The 20,325-nt window shown below is 74.0% G+C and carries 17 protein-coding genes; 5 read left to right on the top strand and 12 right to left on the bottom strand.

Translation table 11 applies throughout. The features are described 5' to 3' along the window. Positions 1 to 18 precede the first annotated feature (18 nt). The 3 genes from IEZ03_RS00250 to IEZ03_RS00240 are packed head-to-tail and all read right to left on the bottom strand — an operon-like array spanning position 19 to position 2,111. Positions 19 to 741: a hypothetical protein gene (locus IEZ03_RS00250; RefSeq protein WP_229807872.1), complete on the bottom strand. Its 723-nt coding sequence runs from the start codon at positions 739 to 741 to the stop codon at positions 19 to 21. 51 nt (positions 742 to 792) lie between these two features. Next, positions 793 to 1,518, bottom strand: a complete 726-nt coding sequence (locus tag IEZ03_RS00245) for an anti-sigma factor family protein (RefSeq protein WP_184883178.1) — start codon at positions 1,516 to 1,518, stop codon at positions 793 to 795. Beyond that, a complete protein-coding gene (locus tag IEZ03_RS00240; protein ID WP_184883180.1) occupies positions 1,515 to 2,111 on the bottom strand; it encodes a sigma-70 family RNA polymerase sigma factor in 597 nt (198 codons plus the stop codon). Before IEZ03_RS00240 ends, IEZ03_RS00245 begins: the two co-directional genes overlap by 4 nt. 334 nt (positions 2,112 to 2,445) lie before the next feature. On the opposite strand from IEZ03_RS00240, the gene IEZ03_RS00235 reads away from it, so the two are divergent. Both IEZ03_RS00235 and IEZ03_RS00230 read left to right on the top strand, forming a co-directional pair. Further along, positions 2,446 to 3,120, top strand: coding sequence for a hypothetical protein (locus IEZ03_RS00235; RefSeq protein ID WP_184883182.1), 675 nt, complete (start codon positions 2,446 to 2,448; stop codon positions 3,118 to 3,120). Positions 3,121 to 3,197: 77 nt separating this feature from the next. Next, positions 3,198 to 3,623, top strand: coding sequence for a PPOX class F420-dependent oxidoreductase (locus tag IEZ03_RS00230; protein ID WP_184883184.1), 426 nt, complete (start codon positions 3,198 to 3,200; stop codon positions 3,621 to 3,623). A gap of 11 nt (positions 3,624 to 3,634) precedes the next feature. Here IEZ03_RS00230 and IEZ03_RS00225 read toward each other — a convergent pair whose 3' ends face one another. The 9 genes from IEZ03_RS00225 to IEZ03_RS00185 form a co-directional block, all read right to left on the bottom strand. Continuing rightward, complete coding sequence (locus IEZ03_RS00225) at positions 3,635 to 4,093, bottom strand: SRPBCC family protein (protein WP_184883186.1); 459 nt, start codon at positions 4,091 to 4,093, stop codon at positions 3,635 to 3,637. Between the two features lie 170 nt (positions 4,094 to 4,263). Beyond that, positions 4,264 to 6,726: a GMC oxidoreductase gene (locus tag IEZ03_RS00220; protein WP_229807871.1), complete on the bottom strand. Its 2,463-nt coding sequence runs from the start codon at positions 6,724 to 6,726 to the stop codon at positions 4,264 to 4,266. Between the two features lies 1 nt (position 6,727). After that, on the bottom strand, positions 6,728 to 7,822 hold the full coding sequence (locus IEZ03_RS00215) for an alpha/beta hydrolase (protein WP_184883188.1): 1,095 nt from the start codon (positions 7,820 to 7,822) through the stop codon (positions 6,728 to 6,730). 147 nt (positions 7,823 to 7,969) lie between these two features. Further along, positions 7,970 to 10,936, bottom strand: coding sequence for an ATP-binding protein (locus IEZ03_RS00210; RefSeq protein ID WP_184883189.1), 2,967 nt, complete (start codon positions 10,934 to 10,936; stop codon positions 7,970 to 7,972). Positions 10,937 to 11,204: 268 nt separating this feature from the next. Next, the gene (locus tag IEZ03_RS00205; protein WP_184883191.1) at positions 11,205 to 12,638 is read right to left on the bottom strand and encodes a rhamnulokinase; all 1,434 of its coding nucleotides are present in this window, start codon (positions 12,636 to 12,638) and stop codon (positions 11,205 to 11,207) included. Then, the gene (locus IEZ03_RS00200) at positions 12,631 to 13,254 is read right to left on the bottom strand and encodes a LutC/YkgG family protein (protein WP_184883193.1); all 624 of its coding nucleotides are present in this window, start codon (positions 13,252 to 13,254) and stop codon (positions 12,631 to 12,633) included. Before IEZ03_RS00200 ends, IEZ03_RS00205 begins: the two co-directional genes overlap by 8 nt. Continuing rightward, positions 13,251 to 14,702 (bottom strand): LutB/LldF family L-lactate oxidation iron-sulfur protein, encoded by a 1,452-nt coding sequence (locus tag IEZ03_RS00195; protein ID WP_229807870.1) that lies wholly within the window; start codon positions 14,700 to 14,702, stop codon positions 13,251 to 13,253. The genes IEZ03_RS00200 and IEZ03_RS00195 overlap by 4 nt, the downstream gene beginning before the upstream one ends. Continuing rightward, positions 14,699 to 15,412, bottom strand: a complete 714-nt coding sequence (locus tag IEZ03_RS00190) for a (Fe-S)-binding protein (protein ID WP_184883196.1) — start codon at positions 15,410 to 15,412, stop codon at positions 14,699 to 14,701. Before IEZ03_RS00190 ends, IEZ03_RS00195 begins: the two co-directional genes overlap by 4 nt. Further along, positions 15,409 to 16,473 (bottom strand): LacI family DNA-binding transcriptional regulator, encoded by a 1,065-nt coding sequence (locus tag IEZ03_RS00185; protein WP_229807869.1) that lies wholly within the window; start codon positions 16,471 to 16,473, stop codon positions 15,409 to 15,411. Before IEZ03_RS00185 ends, IEZ03_RS00190 begins: the two co-directional genes overlap by 4 nt. Positions 16,474 to 16,766: 293 nt before the next feature. Here IEZ03_RS00185 and IEZ03_RS00180 point away from each other — a divergent pair, with 293 nt between their 5' ends. The 3 genes from IEZ03_RS00180 to IEZ03_RS00170 form a co-directional block, all read left to right on the top strand. Then, positions 16,767 to 18,305: a sugar ABC transporter ATP-binding protein gene (locus tag IEZ03_RS00180; protein ID WP_184883198.1), complete on the top strand. Its 1,539-nt coding sequence runs from the start codon at positions 16,767 to 16,769 to the stop codon at positions 18,303 to 18,305. Between the two features lie 4 nt (positions 18,306 to 18,309). Next, positions 18,310 to 19,422 carry an ABC transporter permease gene (locus tag IEZ03_RS00175; protein WP_184883200.1) on the top strand — a complete coding sequence of 371 codons (1,113 nt, stop codon included), beginning with the start codon at positions 18,310 to 18,312 and terminating at the stop codon, positions 19,420 to 19,422. Then, positions 19,419 to 20,325: ABC transporter permease (locus tag IEZ03_RS00170; protein ID WP_189241132.1), on the top strand; the 907-nt coding region annotated here is incomplete at its 3' end. The genes IEZ03_RS00175 and IEZ03_RS00170, both read left to right, overlap by 4 nt.

The raw sequence follows: 20,325 nt of genomic DNA, 5'->3' as shown, positions 1-20,325 counted from the left end.
CAATGAACAGGTAGGGCGTCAGCCGCCCGGCAGGAGGGCGGCGCGGTGGCGGGCGAGCGCCAGCGCCGGATAGCACTCCTCGGGCAGGTCCGTCCCGCCGGGGGCGGTGCCGTCCAGCGCGGCGCGGAGCCTGCGCCCGACGGCGGCGGGGTCGTAGGGCTGGACGACGCACAGCTCGGCCTGCATCGCCTGCCGCGCCGCGCCCATCAGCGCCGGGACGTCCCCGACGATCACGACCTCGGCGGGGACGTCCCCGTGGGACAGCCGCACGGCCAGCGCGTGCATCCCGGCGGTGCCCGCGTCCGCGTAGCGGAACTCGCAGACGAGCCGGTCGCCGTCGAGCGGGCCCTCCTGGATCAGCCAGACCTGGCCGGGGACGACCCGTCCGAGCGCCCCCTCCCAGGCGGCGGCCGGGACGTCGCCGAGCGCGTCGGCGGCGCGTCCCGCCGCCTTGCGGGCCTCGGCCGGGCCGATGGCGGCGAGCACCCGCAGGAAGGCCCGCGCGCCCGGCGTCGCCGCCGCCCGCAGGGAGGTGATCAGGTCACCGAGCGCGGCCCGCCGCCCCTGGAGGTGCGGGGCCGCCGCCTCGAGGCTGCCGAGCCGCGCGGACGTCCACACCTCGGCCTCCAGCGGGCCGGGCAGCGACGGCAGGGCGTCGGCCTCCCGGACGTAGGCCGCGTACACCTCGCGGAGGCCCGGCAGCATCAGCTCCGGGCCCGCGGACGGTCGGGTGGCACTCACCGTTCCACCCTATGAGAACCGCGCCGCCGGGCGGTAAGCGCGACGTCGCCCCTACGCGGGGACGGTGAGCAGCGTGCGGCCCGCACCGATGGTCCGGACCTCGAAGCGGCTGATCTCCTCCGGCGTCAGCGCCGTGGCGCCCTGCACCGTCAGGTGCGGCTGCGCGGAGTCGGCGAACCCGTAGCCCTTGGGCGGGACGGACCAGCCGGCGACCGTGTGCGCGTTGCCCCGGGCGTCCACCGCGACCAGCTCGCACTGCAGCGGCCCGCGGACCTTGCTGAGCCGCAGTCCGACGCGGCTGCCCCACATCTTGCCGTCCATCGCGACCGTCCCGGTCACGCCGGTGCCCGTGTCCGCGGCCGACACCGTCCGGCCGTTCTCCAGCAGCGCGGCCGTCCCGGTGTCGGGCTGCGCCGGCGGCGCCTGCTCCTGGTCGGCGCCGAGCGTGTACCCGGTGCCGAGCGCCCCGCCGAGGAGCACGACCCCGGCGGCCGCCGCCGCGAGCCCGCGCACCGTGCGGTACCGCCGCTCCCGGCGGTTCCGGTGCCGCATGAGGTCGGTGACCACCGCGGGCTCCGGCGGCACCGGCGGCGCGTCCGGCGGTTCGGCGATGGGGCCGATGCCGTCCAGCGTCCGGGCGATGCCGCGCAGCTCGCCGAGCTCCTCGTGGCAGGCCGTGCACGTCGCCAGGTGCGTCTCGAACGCGCGCCGGTCGGGCTCCTCCAGGAGGCCGAGGGCGTAGGCGCCGACGTCGATGTGCAGCATGTCCGCGCTCATGGCGTCACACCCCTCTCCTCCAGGGCGACCCGTAGCGCCCGTAGCGCGTAGTAGACCCGGGACTTCACCGTGCCCACGGGGATGCCGAGATGCCTGGCGGCCTCGTTCACCGAGCGGTCCCGGAAGAAGGTCTCGTTCAGGATCTCGCGGTGGGCCGGGGACAGCGCGAGGAGGGCTTCGGACACGACGACGGAGCGCAGCAGATCCTCCAACCCGTCGGGGACGCGCATGTTCTCCAGCGGGCCCTCGCCCGCCTCCTGCGGCCTGGCGTTCTTGCGGCGCTGGTCGTCGATGACGATCCGGCGGGCGACCGTCGCCAGCCACGGCAGCAGGGACGTCGCGTTCTCGTCGAGCTGGTGCGCGCTGCGCCACGCGCGGATCATCGTCTCCTGCACGACGTCCTCGGCCCAGTGCCGGTCGCCGCCGGTCAGGCGGAGCACGAACGACAGCAGCGGACGGCCGTACACCCGGTACAGCTCGGTCACGATCACCTGGTCGTCGACGCCGCCCGAGGGGTGCGGTCCGCGGAACCAGCTCCACGGGCCGGCTGGACGTTCTCGGGTGGCCGGGGCGGCCGGTGATCTGTGTGCCATCGGGGGGTCTCCGGCTGGTGCGGGGGCGGGGCGACGCGGTGACCGTGAGCCAGGTGTCACGTTGGGAGGCAGTACGGGACCGCGGCGGCCGGAGGTTCAATCCGTGTCCGATCAGCCGGGAATTTTCCGATTCACCCCTTACTAGTTCGCCACCTTTCCCTTACCTGTGGCGCCGGTGGCAGGCCCGCCGCGTCGTAGGGCCGTACGAATCCGAATCAGCGGGAGGCAGCCGGACCCACCGCGGCGGACCTCCGCCGGCAACGTTCACTCCACGCTTGGAGCGAATGCGGGCATCGGGCCCATTTGCCCATAGAGGACCGAGGGCGGGATCGGCATGGTGAAGGGAATCGGGAACACACAGCTTCTGTACCGCCTGCTGCTGGCGGTGGACATCCAGGGGTACAGCAGGCGCGACACCCGCGAGCAGCTCGCCGCGCAGGGCCTGCTGGCGGACGCGCTCGACCGGGCCGCCCGCGGCGTCGGCCTCGACCGGAGCCTCTGGGAGAAACAGGTCGGCGGGGACGGGGAGCTCGCCACGCTGCCGGAGGGGGTCGACCCGGCGCCCGTGGCCGGCGACTTCGTCATCGGGCTCGCCGCGGCGCTGCGGGAGGTCAACCGCGACGCGGGCCGCTTCCCGCTGCGGGTGCGGCTCTCGATCCACCACGGCACGCTGACGGCCGGGCCGTTCGGGCCCGCGGGCGACGCGCCCATCGTCGTCCAGCGGCTGCTGGACGCCGCGCCGCTGCGCCGCCTGCTGACCGGTGACGCGGACCGCGACCTCGCCTACGTCGTGTCGGACACGCTGTTCGAGGACGTCGTCCGGACCGGGTTCTGCGCCCTGCGGCCGCAGGCGTTCCAGCCCATCAAGGTCACCGCGAAGGGCGCCGCCTTCCGCGGCCACATCCTCACCGGCCGCGCGGCGCGCGGCAGCGGCACCGGCGGCACGGGAGGCGAGCGGGGCGGGCCCGGCGCGCGCGTCCTCGACTTCCCCGCGCTGGCGGCCCGCTGACCCCGCCGCGTCCGGCGGGAAGGGAACGGCCCGGCGCGGGGTTGCCCATGGAAACCGGTCTTTCCTGGAGGCGGACGATGTCGGACGAGAAGGCGCTGGCGAACCTGGTGGCGGGACGCGACCTCGGGGTCCTCGCGACGCTCAAGCGGGACGGGCGGCCCCAGCTGTCCAACATCAACTACCACTTCGACCCGGATAGCGGGCTCGTCCGCATCTCGATCACCGCCGACCGCGCCAAGGCCCGCAACCTGGCGCGCGATCCGCGGGCGAGCCTGCACGTCAGCTCACCGGACGGCTGGTCGTACGCGGTCGCCGAGGGCGACGCCGAACTGTCGGCCGTCGCCGCCGACCCCGCCGACGCGGCGGTGGAGGAGCTGGTCGCGGTGTACCGGGACATCCGCGGCGAGCACCCCGACTGGGACGACTACCGCCGCGCCATGGTCGAGGACCGCCGCCTCGTCGTCCGCCTACACGTCAACCGCCTGTACGGCCTCGCCCGCTGAGTTCATTCGGCTCATATGTCGGCGGCCTGGCGGGCGGGGCAGTCCGGCGGGCAGTTCTCCGTGTGCGCCGGCAACTGGCGGGTGAAGTTCTTCAGCATCAGCCGGAACACGGCGCGCGTCAGGGGGCCGGTGCCGGGGATCAGGGGCTCCAGCACGGCGTTCCAGCGGATCTCGGTGCCGGAGCCGGCCGCCTCCAGATGCACGTCCGAGCGGTAGCGGCGGACGGGCAGGCCCGACAGCGCCTTGTAGGCGAAGTGCGAGTACGGCTCGTAGGCGACGGTCTGCTCGCTGGCGGGCCAGATCTTCTTGACCGACCCGACGCCGTAGGTGGTCGTGTCGCCCTTGCGGGTCTGCTTTGCGGGGATGGGGAACTTGCCCCACGCGCCCCACGCCTCCGGAACGGCTAGGTGCCGGAACAGTTCCTCCGGCGTGGCGGTCGAGGTGGCGGTGAGCTGGATCTCGTACGGCATGCTCTCTCCCAGGGGGTGACCACCGAACGGTAGTCAGCCGCGCGGCACGGGCACAAGCGGCCCCGGAGGCCGCGCGACCCCCCGCGCGACCTCCGGGGAAAAGGTGCAGGCCGAGAGCACCCCGCAGTTCCCTCGGCCTGCACGTCCATGGCCCCCGATCAGCCCTTCCCTCACACGAGGTCGGGGCCGTAGACCTCCCACAGCTCGCCCGCGAAGAACCTGCCGAAGCTGAGCAGCTTCTCCAGGCCGTCCGGGCCCGACGTCCGGAACGTGGTGAGCTGCCGCGCGAAGTCCGTCAGCCGGATGTTCAGCACCCCCGCCGCGACGACCTCCGCGCCGTCCTCCTCGTCCGCGCCGACGTGCCCGTCGAGCAGCCGCACGTACAGCGTGGACGTGTCCGGCCAGATCCGCGTCGGCGGGCCGTGCAGGACCGTCTTGGTCCCGCTCAGCGTCCGCCGCCGGCCCCCGCCGTCGGTGTAGTGCAGCCGGTACCGCATCAGGCGCCGGTCGTCCGGGCCGTCCTCGACGAACAGGTTGAACGTGCCCTGCTCGACGGGGCGCCGGCCGCCGTGGCCGGTCGCGTCCACCCACCCTTCGGCGCGGGCCTCGTGGGCGGGCTCGGCGATGAAGCGGTCGGTGTCGTCCGCGGTGATCGTCAGGCGGAACGACAGCGGGAGGCGGCCGTCGGCCAGCTCCCCGATCCGCGGGTCGGTCTCCCCGTAGGTGACGAACCCCTTCATCTCCTCGGTGAACGACAGCGACGTACGGCCCGCCGCCACGTCGGACGGTCCCCGTGACCCTCCGTGGCGCCCCGAGAACGAGCCGTACGCCGAGCCGTTCCCCGTCCCGTCAGGCGAGCCGGCCCCCCCGGCCGGCTCGGCCCCCGTGGGAGACGGGACGTTGTCGGCGGAGCCGCCCGCACCCCGCTGCGCGGACGCGTGCTCCAGCATCCGCGTGGCCATCCGGTCGGCATGCGCGGCGATGGTGAGCGAGGGGTTCGGGCCCACCGGCCCCGGCATCGCCGCCCCGTCGGCGATGTAGAGGCCCGGGAACCCGAACACCTCGCCGAAGGCGTCGCAGACGCCCTCGCCCGGGTGGGCGCCCATCGGGGCGCCGCCCAGGGGGTGGACGGTGATGATGCGCTTGCGGAACCACATCGGGTTGTCGGCGTACTCGGCGCCGAGGACGTCCGCGATGCGCTGCATGGTCTTGCGGACCCGGACGAACAGCTCCTCGCTGGTCTCGGCCGACCAGTCCGCGGCGAGCCTGCCGTCCCGCAGGTGCAGCCGGCCGTCGGCCGCGTCGCGGCCCATGCCGAGCAGCGGCAGCGAGCTGACCGTGAGGGCCCCGTCGCCGATCAGGTCGGAGATCTCCTTGGACAGGTTGGTGTCCGGCGCGTCCCGGAACAGGTCGGTGAACCGGTCCCACAGGAACTTCACCGCGCGCTCGAAGTCGCGGCCGATGTCGAAGCCGTCGACGATCCAGTCGGTGAAGCCGGGGTAGCCGCCGTCCTGGATGTAGGCGCCGCGCCCCGCGCCGGGCACGCCGTCCACCTCGTCGGGCAGCCGGATCGCGGTGGTGATGACCGGGCCGCGGCTGGCGTTCAGCGGGCGGACCCGGTTGCGGTCCCTGGCCCGCAGCAGGAACGTCAGCAGGTCGCCGTTGCCGCTGAACCGCGTGCCGAGCGCGTCGCCGAGGCCGGGGAACGCGGCCCGCGACTTCAGCAGCAGGAACGTGGTGCCGTAGGTGCCGGCGCCGAGGACGAGCCGGTCGCAGCCGATCGTCCGGACGGGCGGGCGGCTCTTCTTCGCGGTCAGATCGGCGTGGTGGACGTAGTCGACCTCGTACCCGCCGCCGGGCCGCGGCCGCAGCGCCTTCACCTCGTGGGACGTGCGGATGTCGGCGCCGTGGTGCGCCGCCGCCGACAGGTAGGTGTGGTCGAGGCTGTTCTTGGCGCCGTCGTTGCAGCCGATGTCGCACTCGCCGCACAGCCGGCACGTCCGCCGCGGGACGCCGTGGATGTTGCCGTACCCGGCGTCGGCGATGGGCAGCCCGAGGCCGGGGGCGCCGCCCGGCTGGGAGGCGAAGCTGACCGCCAGCGGCGGCAGCGTGCACTGGAGGCCGAGTTCCGCCGCGGCGTCCTGCATCGCGTGCGCCTTCGGGGTGTCGTCGTACGGCACCCGGTCCAGCGGGTACGGCGTCGCGCCCAGCATCTTCTCGACGGCGTCGTAGTGCGGGTCGAGGTCGGCGCGGGAGATCGGCCAGGGCTCGTATCCGCCGCCGCCGGGCAGGGGGCGGTCGTGCACGAACCAGTTCTCGTCCTTGCGCAGCAGCACGTTGGCGTAGATGAGGGAGCCGCCGCCGAGCCCGGAGGACACGACCGAGTCGCAGCCCTTGAAGCTCCACACGTCGAACATCCCGTACAGCCCGGCGTCGGGGTCCCAGAACGCCCGTCCCATCTGGGCGGGCGAGCGCGGGAAGGCGCCCGGCGGGTAGGGCTGCCCGCGCTCCAGCAGCACGACCCGCCGCCCGGCCTCCGCCGCCCGGTACGCGGCCACCGAGCCGCCGAAGCCGGAGCCGACGACGAGGGTGTCCACGTGCTCGATGTCCCTGTGCCCGGTGTCGTGTCCCACGTCAGCCCGCCTTCCGCTTCAGGAAGTCGAGGACCTGCGGGAACACCTCGGTGTCGGCGTTCGCGGCCATGAACGGGTCCTGGTGGCCGTAGCCGGGCAGGACCGCCAGTTCGTGCAGGCCGGGCGCGGCCGATTCGAGCAGCCGGTGGCAGACGATGTTGGAGTCGGTGAACACGTGGTTGCGGTCTCCGGTGAGGAACAGGATCGGCGTGGCGACCGCCTCGGCGCCCGCCAGGTAGTCGGCGGGCAGGTCCGCGTGGGCGGGGTCGCGCCGGTCGTACTTCACGGCCCGGCCGGCCTTCACCATGGCGTGGACGTGCCGGTAGTAGTGGACGTTGCAGGCCCCGAACAGGTCGGGGAGGCGGCCGTGCGTGACCGGCGACATCTTGTCGTGCGAGAAGATCGGCTTCCCGCCGCCCCACATGAAGCTGAGCATGTGGCACGCGGGCTCGTCGCACGAGCGGTGGAACGGCGCGACGGCCTTGGCGAGCATCCAGCCGCGGGTCAGCACGGGGGCGTCGCCGAAGCGCGGGTCGATCTGGCACGGTCCGAGGACGTACTCCATCAGCACCGGCCCGTACCGCAGCTTGAGCTTCGACCAGGCCGGGGTCCGCGGCGTCAGCGACACGCTGTTGCAGGTCAGGCTGGTGATGCCGGTGACGGTCCCGGCGAACAGCGCCATCGAGAACGACACCGAGCCGAGGCAGTGCGCGATGACGTGCACCCGCCTGTCCCCGATGTGGCGGCGCAGCTCGTCCAGCGCCGCCGGGTGGTCGTACAGCGCGATGTCGTCGAGGTCGTGGCGGTGGGTCTCGCTGTTGTAGGGGAACCGGCCGCTCATCCGGAAGTCCAGCGTCCACACGTCGCCGAACCCGGCGTCGTGCAGGAAGTTCACCAGGTTGGCGTGCTCCGGCATGATGTACATGTCGCTGGACGTCGTCAGGCCGTGCACCAGCAGGACCACGTCGCCGGAGGCGGCGCGGCGGAAGCGGGTCAGGTTCAGGGTGAGCCCGTCGGCGGTGACGAACGGATGGTCGGACACCTCGGCGTCGGCGACGCCCGCGCGGGTGAAGCGCGCGATCCGCTGCTCGTCCATCTCGATCCCCTCCGCATCTGACGCCATAACCTTGCCAAACACGCACATCGGCGCGGCATCGTGGAGAACCCGTACTTACGTGCGTGATCGGACCCGCCGTACCTACGGGACCGACGTGAACTAAGAGTCGAGATCAGCCTGTGCGGTTCACTCTGGGCGGTTCATGGCGGTCGCGACCCCGACCCGGGACGTGACGCCGATCTTCGCGAACACCCGGGACAGGTGGGTCTCGACCGTCCGGACGCTGAGGAACAGCCGCTCGGCGATCTGCTGGTTGCTGCAGCCCTCCACGACGAGCAGGGCGATCTCGTGCTCGCGCGGCGACAGCCCGAACGGCAGCTTCTCCTTGCCGCTCCCGGCGGCGGAGGCGGACCGGCCGGGGGCCGGGACGCGGACGCCGAGGCGGCGCTGCTCGCGGACGGCCTGCGCGTGCAGCCCCCGCATCCCGCACGCCTCGAAGGTGTCCGCCGCCGCGCGCACCCGCTCGCGGGCCGCCGCGCGGTCGCCGGCGGCGGCGTGCGCGAGGCCCGCGGCCAGTTCGGCGCGGCCGGCCTCGGGGCGGCGGCCGGCCTTGGTCAGCAGGTCGGCGGCCTCGGCGGCCAGCGCCGCCGCGCCCGCGGGGTCGGCGGCGCGGACGGCGTGCGCGCGGGTGAGCCGGGCCAGGCCCACGTCGCCGGTCAGCGCCGGGTTGGCGATCGCCTCGGCGATGTCGGCCCATTGCGCGGCGTCGGCCTGGTCGCCCTGCGCCGCGCGCACGGACGCGAGCGTTTCGGCGCAGATCACCAGGGTGCTGAAGTCCAGGCCCTGGGTGCCGTCGCCGCACGCGGCGACCAGCGCCTCGGCGCCCTCGTCGGGCCGCCCGGCGCCGATGATGGCCAGGGCGCGGGCGACGTGCGCCATGTGCGTCCACCACTCGCCCGAGCCGGTGTCGTTGGCGACCGCCTCGTCCCCGGCCTGCAGCGCCCGGTCGTGGTCGCCCGTCCAGGACGCGGTCAGGCACTGCTGGATCAGCCCGTAGGCCAGGACCTCCTGGGAGCGCAGGTCGCGGCCGACGGCGGTGGCCTCGTCGGCGACCGCGGCGGCCTCCGCCATCCGGCCCTGCAGGGCCAGCACCCGCGACTGCCCGGCCAGCATGTAGCCCAGGATGAACGTCTGGCCCGTCGTGCGGGTGATCGACACCAGCCGCTCGGCGTGCCGCAGCGCGCTGTCGTACATGCCGAGAAACGACTCGGCGAACACCAGCCAGGCGAAGCAGTCCAGGCAGTCGGCGAAGTCGTTGTCGGACGCGGCGGAGAACAGCTGGTCGGCCCGCTGCGCGTAGCGGATGGCCTCCTCGACCTCGCCGCGCCCGTAGGCAACCATCGGCCGCATCGACGCCACGGCCGCGCGCAGCCCCGGGCCCCACTCGGGGGCGCTCTCGGGGATGCTGTCCAGGACGGCGTGCGAGCCGCGGGTGTCGATCCGCTGGATCCGGTCGGCGACCAGGCGGATCCGCAGCAGCACCGCCTCGGGGGTCTGCCGGTCGGTGATGCGGCGCAGCTCGTCCAGCACCAGCGCCCGCGCCTCGTGGATCCGGCCGAGCTGGCGCTCCATCACCGCGCACAGGTGCACCGTCCGCGCGCGCCGGACGGTGTCCTCGGCGGGCAGCAGCCCCAGCAGCGTGCGGGCGGTCTCCCGGCCCTGCTCGGCGTGCCCGCTGACGGCCTGCACGTGCGCAAGCTCGACCAGCAGCTCGATCCGGTCGGGGTGCGCGCCGCCAGCACCCGCCTCGGCGGTGTCGGGCATCAGCTCCAGCGCCGCCTCCAGCCAGTACGCGGCGGTGGCGGGCGCCTGGAGCGCGACGACCCGGGCGGCCTCCACCAGCGTCCCGATCGCCTCCCGGTCGCCGAACCGCGCCGACCGCACCACGTGGTGGGCGCGGACGGACGCCGGCGCGCCCAGCTCGGCCAGCCGCACCGCCACCCGCGAGTGCGCGGCGATCCGCCAGCCGGCCGCGGTCGAGGCGTAGGCGACGTGCCGCACCAGCGGGTGCCGGAACCGGAACCGGCCGCCGCCGGCGGGGCGCACCACGTCATGGCCGGTCAGCACGTCCAGCGCCGCCAGCGCGGCGTCCAGCTCCAGCTCCGCGGCGACCGCGGCGAGCGCGGGCTCGAACACGTCCGCGGCCACCGCCGCGCCCCGCGCCATGAGCAGCGCCTCGGGCGGCAGCGCGCTCAGCTCCACCTGCAGGGCGGCCCGCACCGCGGGCGGCACCTCGGTCAGGCTCGCGACGCCGTCCTCCCAGCCGTGCGGCTCCGCGCCGCCCCGGCCGGCGGGGACGGTCCCGTCGCCCATCTTGGAGAGGGCCTCCAGGTAGAACGGGTTGCCGCCGCTGGCCTTGAACAGCGACTCGCACCGCGAGCGGCTCACGCCCGGCCCCAGGAACTCGGTCACCTCGCTCTGGGTGAGCGGATCGGCGGTGATCCGCACGCCCTGCGGACCGGCCGCGTCCACCAGCGCCGCCAGCCGCGGCGTCGCCTGCGCGGGCCGGTAGGCGACCGCCACCAGCACCCGGGCGCGCGGCGGATGGCGGACCAGGTGGTCCAGCAGCTCGATCGTCGCGTCGTCGGCCCAGTGCAGGTCGTCCAGGATCAGCACCAGCCCGTCCGGCTCGGCGAGGTCCTCCAGCAGGTGGCGGACGGTGCGGTGCAGCTGGTACCGGGCCACCTGCGAGTCGGGGGAGGCCGCCCCGCCGGCGAGCTGGGCCGGGTCGGCGGGGTCGGACAGCGCGGGGAAGACCGTCCCGAGCAGCCGCAGCGCGTTCGGAGGCAGGGCGGGGGCCTGCTCCTCCAGGCGGTAGTCGAGTGCGTCGACCACGGCGCCGAACGGCATCTCCTGCTCGAACTCGGCGGCGCGGCCCGCGACGAACGGCAGCTTGCGCGCGTTCGCGGCGTCCGCGAGCTCGTTCAGCAGCCGCGTCTTGCCCGCGCCGGGCTCGCCGACCAGCGCCAGGAAGCCGTAGCCCCGCTCGGCGGCGTCGAGGACGCGGCCGATCTCCTGCAGCGCCTCCCGCCGCCCGACCAGCGGCGTGTTGCCGGGGGCGTCCCCGGCATCGCGGGCCGCACGACCCTCCATGTCCACACCCCAACAGCGACAGGCGGCCGATACGCCGTGATCATGGTTACGTTGCGGTTCCTGAGAATTGGCGTGATTCACCTTATCGGGTGGAACGTCAATAAGGTGGGGCAACGCCGCAGCCAGCGCGTCGTACCACCGACCGGCCTCCTCCGCGAGCTTCCTCTCACGGCCATCAACGTCCACTGCTATGAACCGTTGCGGGACGCCCCGTGTCAACCTCGGGAGGGTAAACCGTCTCGTCGTCGTGACATCGCGCTTCCCGTCCTCATGGTTGCAGCCCGAGGTGGGCCGCGGCGGCCGCCCACGCGGACTCGCCGCCGGACGGCTCCCAGCGGCGCAGCGGCTGGGTCGCGGCCACGAGGGCGCGGGACTCGGCCAGGCCGCCGAGCACGCCGTGCGCGCGGGCCTGGGTCAGGACGTTGCCGAGCGCGGTGGCCTCGACCGGCCCGGCGACGACCGGCAGGCCGCAGGCGTCGGCGGTCAGCCGGCACAGCAGGTCGTTCCGGCTGCCCCCGCCGACCAGGTGCACCACGTCGATCTCCCGCCCGGACAGGCGGGCCGCCTGCCGGAGCGTGGCGCGGTGCGCGAGGGCGAGGCTGTCCAGGACGCAGCGGACGGTCTCGGCGCGCGTCGCCGGCTCGGGGAAGCCGCGGCGGCGGCAGTGCGCGGCGATGCGCGCGGGCATGTCGCCGGGCGGCAGGAACTCCGGGTCGTCGGGGTCGACGAGGCGGCGCAGCCCCGGGACCCGCGCGGCCTCGGCGAGCAGGGCGGGCAGGTCGGGGCCGCCCCAGGCCCGCAGGCACTCCTGCAGAAGCCACAGGCCCATCACGTTGCGCAGGTAGCGGACGGTTCCGTCGATGCCGCCCTCGTTGGTGAAGTTGGCCTCGCGGCTCGCCTCGGTGAGGACGGGGGCGTCCAGCTCCACGCCGACGAGCGACCAGGTGCCGCAGGAGATGTAGCCGAACCGCCCGGTGGTGGCGGGGACGGCGGCGACGGCGGAGGCGGTGTCGTGGGAGCCGACGGCGGTGACCCGCAGGCCGGCGTGGCCGGTCTCGGCCGCCACGTCCGCGCGCACGGTGCCGATGGCCTCGCCCGGGTTCCGGAGGGGCGGCAGGAGCCCGGCCGGGAGGTCCAGCTTCGCCAGGAGGCCGCGCGACCAGGTGCCGTCGCGGACGTCCAGCAGGCCGGTCGTGGACGCGTTGGTCCGCTCGGCGCCGATCTCGCCCGTGAGCCAGTAGGCGAGGAGATCGGGGATCAGCAGGAGCGTGGCCGCTCGGGACAGGTCGTCCGCCGCGAGCTGGTAGATGGTGTTGAACGGGAGGAACTGCAGGCCCGATGTCCGGTAGAGGAGGTCGTCGCCGAGTTCGGCGCGGACGCGCTCCATCACGCCGTCGGTGCGCGAGTCCCGGTAGTGGACGGGGTTGCCGATCAGGCGGCCGTCGGCGTCCAGCAGCCCGTAGTCGACGGCCCACGAGTCGACGCCCACCGAGGCCAGGCCGGGCGGGGCGGCGCGCAGGCCGTCGAGGACGTTGCCGTAGAGCCCGAGGATGTCCCAGTGCAGGGTGCCGCCGACCCGGACGGGGCGGTTGGCGAAGCGGCGGAGCTCGGTCAGCTCCACCGAGCCGGGCCGGACGCGCCCGGCCATGACGCGCCCGCTGGACGCCCCCAGATCGACGGCCGCGAAGGTCGCTTCACTCATGGACGACCAGTACCTCCAAGGTGCGGGGTCCGTGCACGCCCTCCACCCGGGACAGCTCGATGTCGCTCGTCGCCGACGGGCCGGACACGAACGTCAGCGGGCGGCGCGGGTCGAGCCGGCCGAGCGCCTCGGGCACGTCCGGCGCGACCTGGCCGGCCAGGACGACGATCAGGTGGTAGTCGGGGACGAGCGACAGCGCGCGGGGCCCCTGCGCGGCGCCGTGGTCGAGGACGATCGTGCCGGTCTCGGCGATCGCGGCGGCGCAGCCGGTGACCGCGCCCGCCAGCCCGTCGAGGGACGCGGCGGAGAAGTCGCGGACGAGCGGCGCATCCGTCGCGGACGTCCACTCCGGCGGCAGGTCCGGGGGAACGCCGTACGCGCCGGGGCGGGCGGCCAGCCGCTCCGCGAGCGCCGGGGCCACCTCCGCGGCGGACACCCGCAGGACCGTCGCCCGGTAGTCGGCGACCCGCTCGGCGAACAGGTCGAGAACGCCCTCCTCATGGTGGCGGCGCAGGTAGCCCCGGTCGATCCGGTCGTAGGCGGCGGCGACCTCGGCGGCCGGCCGGGAGGGCACGATCCCGTCGATCCGGCGGAGGATCTCCTCGCGCGCGTTCACCGCCCGCCCTCCTTCCGGCCGCCGTCCGTGCGGGCCCACCAGGCGCGGAACGACTCCGGCGGCGGCGCGGGCGCGTCCCGCGTCTCGGTCCACGCGCGCAGCGGCCCGGGCAGCCGCCGGATCCGGCCGCCGCGGGCCACGGCGCGGCGGCTCGCGGACGCCGCGCGCTGCGCGAGCGCGAGCCGGGTGGGGGAGCGCAGCGTCCACCCGGCCGCCGTCATCGCCACCCGTTCGAGCGGGTGGCGGGGACCCTGCTCGACGGCGCGGGCCCGCAGGTGGACGAGCACCTCCGGGATGTCGATCGCGACCGGGCACGCGTCGAAGCACGCCCCGCACAGCGTCGACGCGTAGGGCAGCGAGGCGTCCACGTCCGACCCGATGCCGCGGATCTGCGGCGACAGGATCGCGCCGATCGGCCCCGGGTACGGCGACCCGTAGGCGTGGCCGCCCGCGCGGCGGTAGACCGGGCACACGTTCAGGCACGCCGAGCAGCGGATGCAGCGCAGTGCCTGCCGGCCCACCTCGTCGGCCAGCGTGGCGGTGCGGCCGTTGTCCAGCAGGACGAGGTGGAAGTCGCGCGGGCCGTCGCCGGGGGAGACGCCCGTCCAGGTGGAGGTGTAGGGGTTCATCCGCTCGGCCGTGGACGAGCGGGGCAGCAGCTGGAGGAACACCTCCAGGTCCCGCCAGCTCGGGACGATCTTCTCCACGCCCATCACCGAGATCAGCGTCTCGGGGAGCGTCAGGCACATCCGCCCGTTGCCCTCCGACTCCAGCACGACGAGCGTCCCGGTGTCGGCGACGGCGAAGTTCACGCCCGACACGGCGACCTTCGCCGACAGGAACTTGGCGCGCAGGTGCCGGCGGGCGGCCTCGGCCAGCTCGGCGGGGGAGTCGGTCAGCCCCTCGGGCGCGTCGTCCATCGCGCGCAGGAAGATGTCGCGGATGTCGGCCCGGTTGCGGTGGATGGCCGGGACGAGGATGTGCGACGGGCGGTCGTCCCCGAGCTGCACGATCAGCTCGGCGAGGTCGGTCTCGTAGGCGGTGACGCCCTCCTCGGCCAGGAACTCGTTCAGGCCGATCTCCTGCGTCGCCATCGACTTGACCTTGACGACCTCGGTCTCGCCGGTCGCCTTCACCAGATCCGCGACGATCCGGTTGGCCTCTCCCGCGTCGCGGGCCCAGTGCACCGTCCCGCCCGCCTCGGTGACCCGCTCCTCCAGCAGGCGCAGGTAGTGCCCGAGGTTCTCCAGGACGTGGTCCTTGATCTGCTTGCCCGCCTCGCGCAGCGCCTGCCAGTCGTCCAGTTCGGCGACCGCGGCCGCGCGCCGCTCCCGGATCGTGGTGGTCGCGTGGGCGAGGTTGCCGCGCAGCCGCGGGTCGGCCACCGCGCCGCGCGCCGCTTCGGGGAAGGACGGCATCCCGATGTACGTCGGCATCGCCTCGCTCATGACGGCTCCTCCTCCGTGGAGGCGAGGATCTCGGCGAGGTGGACCGTCCGCACCCCGGCGCGGGTGCGGGTGAGCGCGCCGCCGATGTGCATCAGGCACGAGTTGTCGGCGGCGCAGAGCGCCCGCGCCCCGGTGGCCCGGACGGCGGCGACCTTGTCCGCGCACATCGCGGCCGACACCTCGGAGTTCTTCAGCGCGAACGTCCCGCCGAACCCGCAGCACTCGTCCGCGTCGGGCAGGCCGGCCAGGTCGATGCCGCGGACCTCCCGCAGCAGCCGCAGCGGGCGGTCGCCGACGCGCAGCATCCGCAGCGAGTGGCACGTCGGGTGGTAGGTGACGCGGTGCGGGAAGTAGGCGCCCACGTCGGTGACGCCCAGCACGTCCACGAGGAACTCCGACAGCTCGTGCACGCGGGACGCGACCCCGGCCGTCCGCGGCGCGAGCCTCGGGTGCCAGTCGCGGACCATCGCGGCGCACGACGCGGACGGGGTCACGACGGCGTCGTACCGCTCGAACGTCTCCGCGAACCCCTTCACGAGGGGGAGGGCCTGCCGCCGGTACCCGGTGTTGAGGTGCATCTGCCCGCAGCACGTCTGCCCGGCCGGGAACTCGACGTCGTGGCCGAGCCGCCGCAGCAGCCGCACCATCGCCTTGCCGGTCTCCGGGTACAGGGTGTCGTTCACGCAGGTGAGGAACAGTGCGACCTTCATGGGCTCCCTCCCGCGGCGGGACGGCTGGACTCGCGCACCACGAGCTCGGGCTGGAACATGACCTGCTGGTGGGCATGCCCGCCTGAGTCGTCGCACTCCTCCAGCAGCAGCTCGGTCGCGATCCGCCCGAGCTGGTAGGTGGGCTGCCGCACCGAGCTCAGCGGGACCGCGGCCGCCGCGGAGAACTCGATGTCGTCGTACCCGATCAGCGCGATGTCGGCCGGGACCTTCAGCCCGGCCTGCAGCAGCACCCGCAGCACGCCGAGCGCGAGCAGGTCGTTCGCGCAGAAGATCGCGTCGGGCAGCGGCGGGCCGGCCTCCAGCAGCCGCCGCGCCGCCTCCTGCCCGGACCGGGCGTTCATCGCGCCGACCGTGATCTCGCGCATCGCCTCGCGGCCGAGCCCGGCGGCGCGCAGCGCCCGCAGCGCGCCCCTGCGGCGGTCGGCGCACTGGCGCAGGACGCTCGGGCCGGTGACGAACGCCAGCGTGCGGGCGCCGCCGTCGAGCAGCTCGCCGACCGCGAGCTCGCCGCCCGCGACGTCGTCGACGGCGACCGAGCACTGGTTGGTGCGGGGCGTCGGGTGGTCGAGCAGCACCACCGGGACGCCCCGGTCCTGGAGCCGGGCGGCGGCCTCGCCGTCGTCGCCGACCGGGGTCAGCAGGACGCCGCGGACCCGCTGCTCGGCGAACACCCGCAGGTTGCGCTGCTCCCGCTCGTCCGACTCGCCGGACGACGAGAGGATCACCGCGTAGCCGCGCTCGCTGGCGGTGTCCTCGACGCCGCGGGCGACGTCGGTGAAGAACGGGTTGCCGAGGTCGAGGACCATCAGCCCGATCGTGCTGCTGTGCCCGGCGCGCAGCGTGGACGCCGAGCCGTTGCGGACGAACCCGAGATCGCGGATGGCGCGCTCGACGCGGATCCGGGTGGCCTCGGCGACCCGTTCGGGGCGGTTGAGCACGTTGGACACGGTGCCCGGCGAGACGCCGGCGTGCGCCGCGACCTGCTTGATGCCGACCGTCCTGCTCAGCGGCTCGGGACGTCCGGTCGCCTCTGTGCTCACTCCGTGTGCCCCCGGTCCGTTCGATGTGCCGCTCACTCTGGTCACCGAATTAAAACGTGTCAAGCCCACCGCCGGTGCGCCGGGGGTGCGGTTTCCGGTCGCGCGGTACGGCGGCGATCGATCTTGAAAATCGCGCAGCCCTTGTGTGACCGGGGCTCTGGCGGGTTCGGGCCGCACTTTCCGGACGCCGCCCCCTTGACGGCCGCGCGGCCGGTCTCTAGCGTCCTCGGCAACATCTGGTTAAAACGTTTTTCATCCGTACGGCACAGACGTGCCCCGCGAGGAGGGTCGCGATGGGTGCACCCGGCCGGTCGGCACCGCCGACATTGGCACTGGTCAACGTGAGCAAGTCGTTCGGCGCCGTGCGCGCTCTGCAGGACGTCGCCCTGGAGCTGCACGCGGGCGAGGTGCACGCGCTGGCCGGGGAGAACGGCGCGGGCAAGTCCACCGTCGTAAAAACGTTCGCAGGCGTGCACCGCCCGGACGCCGGCGAGGTCCGGGTGGACGGCGAGCCGGTGGCGTTCCACGGCCCCGCCGACGCGCAGGCCGCCGGCGTCGCCGTCATCTACCAGGAGCCCACCCTGTTCCCCGACCTGTCGGTCGCCGAGAACATCTTCATGGGCCGCCAGCCCCGCGGCACGCTGGGCCGCATCGACCGCCGCGCCATGCACGCCGCGACGGCGGAGCTGTTCCGCCGGCTCGGCGTCGCGCTGGACCCGCAGCAGCCCGCCCGCGGCCTGTCGATCGCCGACCAGCAGGTCGTCGAGATCGCCAAGGCCATCTCCCGGGACGCGCGGGTCCTGATCATGGACGAGCCCACCGCCGCGCTCACCGGCCAGGAGGTCGACCGGCTGTTCGCGGTGACCCGCACCCTCGCCGAGGCAGGCTGCGCCGTCCTGTTCATCTCGCACCGGCTGGAGGAGATCTTCAGCCTGTGCCACCGGGTCACCACGCTGCGCGACGGCGCCTACGTCGCCACCGACCGCACCGCGGACCTGACCCCGGACGACCTCGTCCGCCGGATGGTCGGCCGCGACCTCGACGCGCTGTACCCCAAGCAGGACGTGGCGCCGGGCGAGGTCGCGCTGAAGGTGTCCCGGCTGACCCGCGAGGGGGCCTTCACCGACGTCTCCTTCGAGGTCCGCCGCGGCGAGATCGTCGCGCTGGCCGGGCTGGTCGGCGCGGGCCGCAGCGAGGTCGCCCGCGCGGTCTTCGGCGTGGACCGCTGGGACGCCGGGTCCGTCGAGGTCGCCGGCCGGCCGCTGCCGCCCGGCAGCCCGACCGCCGCGATGGCCGCGGGGCTCGCGCTCGTCCCCGAGGACCGCCGCCAGCAGGGCCTGGTCATGGACATGTCCATCGAGCGCAACATGGGCCTCACCCAGCTGCGCGCGCTGCGCCGCGAGACCGGCCGCGCCGGCCTCATCTCCCGGAAGGTCGAGCGCAGCCGCGCCGCCGACTGGGGGCTGCGGCTCCAGCTCAAGTACTCGCGGCTCACCGACGCCGTCGGCGTCCTGTCGGGCGGCAACCAGCAGAAGGTCGTGCTCGCCAAGTGGCTGGCCACCGAGCCGGACGTCCTGATCGTGGACGAGCCGACCCGCGGCATCGACGTCGGCACCAAGGCCGAGGTGCACCGGCTGCTGTCGGAGCTGGCCGCACGGGACATCGCGGTGCTGATGATCTCGTCCGACATGCCGGAGGTGCTCGGCATGGCCGACCGCGTCCTCGTCATGCACGAGGGCCGGCTGACCGCCGAGATCCCGCGCGCCGAGGCGACCGAGGAGAGCGTGCTGGCCGCCGCGACCGGCCGCGCCGGGACCGGAAGGGCGGCCTGAGCCGATGACCCTACTCACCCAGTCTCCCGCCCGGCCGGGATCGGGCGGCGCCGGCGGGGGCGGGCGCCGCCTGGTCGAACTCGTACTGCGCGCCCGCGAGCTGAGCATCCTCGGCGCGCTGGTCGTGCTCGTCGTCGGCACCACGATCGCGAACCCGCGCTTCCTGTCCGGGCAGGGCGTGACGGACATCTTCCTCAACGCCTCGATCCTGGTGCTGCTCGCCGTCGGGCAGAGCGTGGTCGTCGTCACCCGCAACATCGACCTGTCGGTCGGGTCCGTCGTCGGGCTCGTCGCGTTCACCACCGGGAAGTTCGCCTCCGGCGGCGACCGGAACGTCGTCCTGGTGCTGGTGATCGGCGTCCTCATCGGGCTGACGTGCGGGCTGGTGAACGGCCTGCTGGTCAGCTTCTGCCGGGTGCCGTCCCTGGTGGTCACACTCGGCACGCTGTACGTGATCCAGGGGCTCGACTACCGCATCGCCCAGGGCGACCAGATCAGTGCCTCCGAGCTTCCCGCGTCGGTCCTCAGCCTCGGCAACGACGGCGTCCTCGGCATCCCCTACCTGCCGATCATCACCGTGGTCGTGATGCTGGCCGTCGGCTACTACCTGCGCTCCTACTCCTCCGGGCGCGAGTTCTACGCCATCGGGTCCAGCCCGGAGGCCGCGATGCTCGCCGGCGTGCCGATCCGCCGCCGCATCCTCACCGCGTACCTGGTCAGCGGCGCCCTCGCGGGCCTCGCCGGGGTGCTGTGGCTCGCCCGGTTCGGCACCGTCGTCGCGGACGCCGCGCACGGCTGGGAGCTGACGGTCGTCGCCGCGGTCGTGGTCGGCGGCGTCGCGATCACCGGCGGCGTCGGCACCGTGTACGGGGCGGCGCTCGGCGCGCTGCTGCTCACCACCATCGGCAGCGTCCTGGTGGTGCTCAAGGTCAACTCGTTCTGGCAGGAGGCGATCACCGGCGTCCTCCTGCTGCTGGCCATCAGCGTCGACCGGCTGCTGGCGCTCCGCGTCACCCGGGCGCTGAAACAGCGGTCGCTGGAGTCGACCGTCCACCACGACGTCCCCGCGGACGTCGCCCACGATGTCCGCGCGGAGGAAGGGAGGGACCGGGCATGAGCCGGCTGGGACACCTGGTGCGGTGGGAGACCGCCATCACCGTGCTGCTGGTCGCGGTGTTCTTCGGCGGCGCCGGATTCTCGCCCGACTTCGCGAGCAACGGCAACCTGTCGTTCGCGCTGCTCGACCTCAGCGAGATCGCGCTGATCGCGCTGCCGATGACGCTGCTGGTCGTGTGCGGGCAGGTCGACCTGTCGGTCGCCTCCATCCTCGGCCTGTGCAGCGCGCTGACGGGCAGGATGTGGGACGGCGGCATGGCGATCGAGACGATCATCCCGATCGTCCTGGCCGTCGGCGTCGTCTGCGGGCTCGTCAACGGGCTGCTCGTCACCAAGCTCGGACTGCCGTCCCTCGCCGTCACGATCGGCACGATGACGCTCTACCGGGGCCTCGCGTACGTGACGCTCGGCACCGGCGCCATCTCCCAGTTCCCGTTCACCTACACCGATCTCGCGACCTCGACCGTCCCCGGCACCCCGGTCCCGTACCCGATCGCGCTTTTCGTCCTGCTCGCCGTCGTCACCGGCGTCGTGCTGCACGCCACCGGCATCGGCCGGTCGCTGTTCGCGATCGGCGCGCAGGAGGACGCCGCGTACTTCGCCGGCATCCGCGTCAAGCGCGTCAAGCTGCTCCTGTTCGTGGTTTCCGGCCTGGTCGCCGGGTTCGCGGGCATCGTCTACACGCTCCGCTACGGCAGCGCCCGCGCCGACAACGGCCTCGGGCTGGAACTGGCCGTCATCGCGGCGGTCCTGCTCGGCGGCGTCGACTTCGAGGGCGGCAAGGGCACCCTCGGCGGCGTCATCGCCGCGGTGCTGCTGATCGGCCTGCTCCGCAACCTGCTGATGCTCAACGACGTCTCCAACGAGGTCCAGTCGATCGTCACCGGACTGCTCCTCATCATCA

Origin of the sequence: Actinomadura livida (assembly GCF_014648675.1) — a bacterium.
Lineage (GTDB): Bacteria > Actinomycetota > Actinomycetes > Streptosporangiales > Streptosporangiaceae > Spirillospora > Spirillospora livida.
The sequence above is the reverse complement of the archived record's forward strand: the minus strand, read 5'-3'. Positions and strand labels throughout refer to the sequence as shown.